The organism is Polaromonas sp. P3_C2 (assembly GCF_056402675.1).
In genome coordinates this window covers 1-4,325 of sequence record NZ_JBFUGX010000355.1, presented here as the reverse complement: position 1 = coordinate 4,325, position 4,325 = coordinate 1, and the positions used below count along the sequence as shown (strand labels likewise).

At 59.9% G+C, this 4,325-nt stretch carries 5 protein-coding genes and 1 pseudogene; 2 read left to right on the top strand and 4 right to left on the bottom strand.

The genetic code is table 11. From position 1 onward, the window contains the following. The 3 genes from AC1DWI_RS14915 to AC1DWI_RS14905 form a co-directional block, all read right to left on the bottom strand. The coding region (locus AC1DWI_RS14915) for a response regulator (protein WP_477725112.1) at positions 1–227 on the bottom strand (227 nt) is incomplete at its 3' end. After that, a complete protein-coding gene (locus AC1DWI_RS14910) occupies positions 227–625 on the bottom strand; it encodes a response regulator (protein ID WP_457281039.1) in 399 nt (132 codons plus the stop codon). The genes AC1DWI_RS14915 and AC1DWI_RS14910, both read right to left, overlap by 1 nt. Positions 626–698: 73 nt before the next feature. Then, positions 699–872, bottom strand: a complete 174-nt coding sequence (locus AC1DWI_RS14905) for a rubredoxin (RefSeq protein ID WP_092131853.1) — start codon at positions 870–872, stop codon at positions 699–701. A gap of 82 nt (positions 873–954) precedes the next feature. Between AC1DWI_RS14905 and thiD the strand changes: the two genes are divergently transcribed. Both thiD and hemL read left to right on the top strand, forming a co-directional pair. Further along, positions 955–1,920 carry a bifunctional hydroxymethylpyrimidine kinase/phosphomethylpyrimidine kinase gene (gene thiD / locus AC1DWI_RS14900; protein ID WP_477668346.1) on the top strand — a complete coding sequence of 322 codons (966 nt, stop codon included), beginning with the start codon at positions 955–957 and terminating at the stop codon, positions 1,918–1,920. Then, the gene (gene hemL / locus AC1DWI_RS14895) at positions 1,901–3,241 is read left to right on the top strand and encodes a glutamate-1-semialdehyde 2,1-aminomutase (protein WP_477668347.1); all 1,341 of its coding nucleotides are present in this window, start codon (positions 1,901–1,903) and stop codon (positions 3,239–3,241) included. The genes thiD and hemL overlap by 20 nt, the downstream gene beginning before the upstream one ends. A gap of 238 nt (positions 3,242–3,479) precedes the next feature. Here hemL and purH read toward each other — a convergent pair. Further along, positions 3,480–4,325: pseudogene (purH, locus tag AC1DWI_RS14890) on the bottom strand (bifunctional phosphoribosylaminoimidazolecarboxamide formyltransferase/IMP cyclohydrolase); the annotation flags it as partial.

Genomic DNA, 4,325 nt, shown 5'->3' with positions numbered 1-4,325 from the left:
GAGTACAACGGGTCGCGCGTGATGGCGCGCGTCAGCTGGAACCCGTTTTGCCCCGGCATCACCACATCCATCAGGATCAGTTCGGGCTTGTCTTCCGCCAGGCGGCGAAATGCATCCTCTGCATTTTCAGCAGTTTTGACGGTGAAACCATTTTTGACCAGCAGATCGGTCAAGAACATCAATTCGGTTTTGGAGTCGTCAACTACCAGTATTTTCTTGATTGCCATCACACTACTCCTTGTTTAGCGCTGCCGAGATCCTGTACGGTCTGCAGCAGCTGATCTTTTGTAAAAGGTTTGGTCAGGTAGTCTTGCGAACCCACCATACGACCCCGCGCCTTGTCGAAAACGCCGTCTTTTGAGGACAGCATGACGATCGGGACGCCAGCAAACTTTGCGTTGCGCTTGATAATCGCACAGGTTTGATAGCCATCCAGGCGGGGCATCAAAATGTCGCAGAAAATCAGGTTGGGTTCGTAGTCGTTGACCTTGGACAGGGCATCAAACCCGTCTTCGGCCAACAATACCTCATGCCCCCCCTGCTTCAGGAATATCTCGGCGCTGCGCCGAATGGTATTGCTGTCATCGATGACCAAAACCTTCAGTCCGGAACTGGGAATACTCACTGCCTATGCTCCTCATGTTGCAGGCCCTCGGCAAATGCCGGYCTGCGATTGTCCAGGCAAGTGCCTAAGACGCTTAAATCTGAACCATTTCAAAGTCTTCCTTGCGGGCTCCGCATTCGGGACAGGTCCAGTTCATGGGCACTTGCGCCCACGGCGTCCCGGCGGCAATCCCGTGTTCGGGCGCACCGGCAGCTTCGTCGTAAATCCACCCACAAATTAAACACATCCACGTCATTGATTGAGTCACAGCTTAAGTTGCCTTCGAATAGAATGCAACAATTGTATCGAGGCGGCGTTGCTTATTCGCGTACAAGGCAAAATCGCAGCCTATGGCAAACCCCAAAAATCCTCAACTGGACAGCCGACAACTCCAAATCGAGGATACCGACGCATCGCCGGCTTGCGTCATGACATTCAACGCCAACGACCCCAGCGGAGCGGGCGGATTGACTGCTGATATTGCATCGATCACTTCTGCCGGAGCCCACGCGCTGGCAGTTGTAACAGGCGCTTATGTGCGCGACACGGCCGAAATTTTCGACCATTTTTCATTCGACGAAGAGGCCGTAACCGACCAGGCCCGCTCGGCGCTGGAAGACATGGCGGTATCCGCCATCAAGGTCGGGTTTGTCGGCAGCCCCGAGAACATCAGCACCATTGCCGAGATCGCCTCGGACTATGCCGATGTGCCGCTGATCGCCTATATGCCCAACCTGTCGTGGTGGGAAGAAAGCGAAATCGACAGCTATCTGGACGCCTTTCGCGAGCTGATGCTGCCGCAAACCACAGTGTTGGTCGGCAACCACAGCAGCCTGTGGCGCTGGCTGCTGCCGGACTGGTCCGGGGAGCGCAATCCCTCGGCTCGGGATATTGCCAAGGCCGCCGCCGACCTGGGTGTTCCCTACACGCTGGTCACCGGAATCCCCATGCCCGACCAATTCATCGACAACGTGCTGGCCACGCCGCAAGCCGTGCTTTACAGCGAGAAATTCGAACGTTTCGAGGCGGTCTTTGCCGGTGCAGGTGATACGCTGTCTGCGGCCCTTTGCGCATTGCTGGCCAACGGCCATGACCTGCAGGCGGCCACCTCCGAGGCACTGACTTACCTGGACCACAGCCTGGATGCCGGCTTTCATCCCGGCATGGGCAATATCGTGCCGGACCGCCTGTTCTGGGCACAGGCTGATGTCGATGAATCCGAAGACGAAACGGCTGATGCCGAGCCTGGCGATGATGCCGCCCTGGTTTTGAAGACTGAAATTGACCTGCCCCCCAATGGAACAACCAAACACTAAGCCCCCTGCCAAGCCCCTTTCCGCCGAACTCTCCCGCAACAACGCGCTGTTTGAGCGTGCCAAAAAGCTGATCCCCGGTGGCGTCAACTCCCCGGTTCGGGCCTTCAAGGCGGTAGGCGGCACACCCCGTTTTATCCAGCGCGCACAGGGCGCCTACTTCTGGGATGTGGACGGCCAGCGTTATATCGACTACATCGGTTCCTGGGGTCCCATGATCCTGGGCCACGGCCATCCGGCGGTCGTTGAAGCCGTGCAAAAAGCCGTGCTGGAAGGCTTTTCCTACGGCGCACCGACCGAGCGTGAAGTGGAGCTCGCCGAGGAAATCGTGCGCCTTGTGCCTTCGCTCGAGATGGTGCGCCTGGTCAGCTCAGGCACCGAGGCAGCCATGAGCGCGATCCGCCTGGCGCGCGGCGCCACGGGCCGCAGCAAGATCATCAAATTCGAAGGCTGCTACCACGGTCATGCCGACGCCCTGCTGGTCAAGGCCGGTTCAGGCCTGGCCACTTTCGGCAACCCGACCAGCGCCGGCGTGCCGCCCGAAGTGGTGCAGCACACCCTGGTGCTCGAATACAACCACCTCACCCAGCTCGAAGAAGCCTTCGCGCTGCACGGCAAGGACATCGCCTGCCTGATGATCGAGCCGATCGCCGGCAACATGAACTTTGTGCGTGCCAGCGTGCCCTTCATGAAGCGCTGCCGCGAACTGTGTACGCAGCACGGTGCCCTGCTCGTGTTCGACGAGGTCATGACCGGCTTTCGCGTGGCGCTGGGTGGCGCCCAGAGCGTTTACGCCCGCAGCATTCCCGGCTTCAAGCCCGACATGACGGTCATGGGCAAGGTGATAGGCGGCGGCATGCCGCTGGCCGCCTTTGGTGGCACGCGCGCCGTGATGGAGCAACTGGCACCGCTGGGCCCGGTCTACCAGGCCGGCACGCTATCAGGCAATCCTGTGGCCACCGCCTGTGGTCTGGCAACCTTGCGCGAGATCGCCAAACCCGGCTTTTACGAAGCACTGGGCGCCCGAACCCGCAGCCTGGTCACCGGCCTCACGCAGGCTGCCGGCAAGGCCGGTGTGCCGTTTTGCGGTGACAGCGAAGGCGGCATGTTCGGCTTTTTCCTGCTCGGCCAATTACCGCAGAACTACGCCACGGTCATGATGACCGACAGCCCTGCGTTCAATCGCTTCTTTCATGCGATGCTGGACAGCGGGGTGTATTACGCGCCGGCGCTATATGAAGCAGGCTTTTTGAGTTCGGCGCATACGGACGCGGACATCGAAGCGACGGTGGCGGCTGCGGCCAGGTTCTTCGCCGCCGGCTAAGGCAGCGCCCTGACCATATATTGCAGTATTCGGGCTTCAGCCCAATCAGGGCGGGCGCGAGCAGCTATTAAATCAATAGCGGCCGTACATTGATGCAGGGTTCAAGGTGCGGAAGTGTTCTTGCGCCGCCTCTGGCCTGTTCACCCAAAAGGGAAAAGGGACGCGTTATGCTATCAATTTGATAGCTGTTCGCGCCCATTCCCATTGGGCTATCGATCAAAAACCCTTAAAACGTGACTTAATGCCGGAAGTGCCGGACCCCGGTCAGCACCATCACCACTTCGCGCTCGTCGGCTGCCGCGATAACCTCGTCGTCCCGCATGCTGCCACCGGGCTGGATCACGCAGGTCGCGCCGGCGTCCACCACCACGTCGAGGCCGTCGCGGAAAGGGAAAAAAGCGTCGCTCGCCACTGCTGAGCCCTGCAGCGTCAGCCCGCCGTTGGCGGCCTTGATGGAGGCGATGCGAGCCGAATCGATGCGGCTCATCTGGCCGGCGCCGACGCCCAGTGTCATGCCGTCCTTGCAAAAGATGATGGCGTTGGACTTGACGTACTTCGCAACCTTCCAGGCAAACAGCATGTCATGCAGCTGCTCCTGCGTCGGCTGCAGCTTGCTGACGACTTTCAGGTCGCCGATGGCCAATTCGTGGTTGTCTGCGGTCTGCATCAACAGGCCCGAGCCAACGCGCTTGACGTCCATCAGGTTGCGGCCCTGCTTCCAGGCCGTGTCGCCGCCGGGCGGCAGGTCAATCTGCAAAATCCGCACGTTGACCTTGGTCTTGAACACTTCCAGCGCTTCGGGTGTGAAGGCAGGCGCCATCAGCACTTCGACAAACTGCTTGGAAATCTGCTGTGCGGCGCGCTCGTCGAGCGGGCAATTGAGGGCGATGATGCCGCCGAAGGCCGAAGTCGGGTCGGTCTTGAAGGCCTTGCTGTAGGCTTCAAGGCCGTCCTTGCCCACCGCCACGCCGCAAGGGTTGGCGTGCTTGACGATCACGCAGGCGGCGCCGTCCTTGATGAGGTCAAAACTCTTGACGCATTCCCAGGCGGCGTCGGCGTCGGCGATGTTGTTGTATGAGAGCTC

Coding starts and splice junctions, on each gene's coding strand:
- thiD (WP_477668346.1), top strand. CDS start 955: ATGGCAAACCCCAAAAATCCTCAACTGGACAGCCGACAACTCCAAATC.
- hemL (WP_477668347.1), top strand. CDS start 1,901: ATGGAACAACCAAACACTAAGCCCCCTGCCAAGCCCCTTTCCGCCGAA.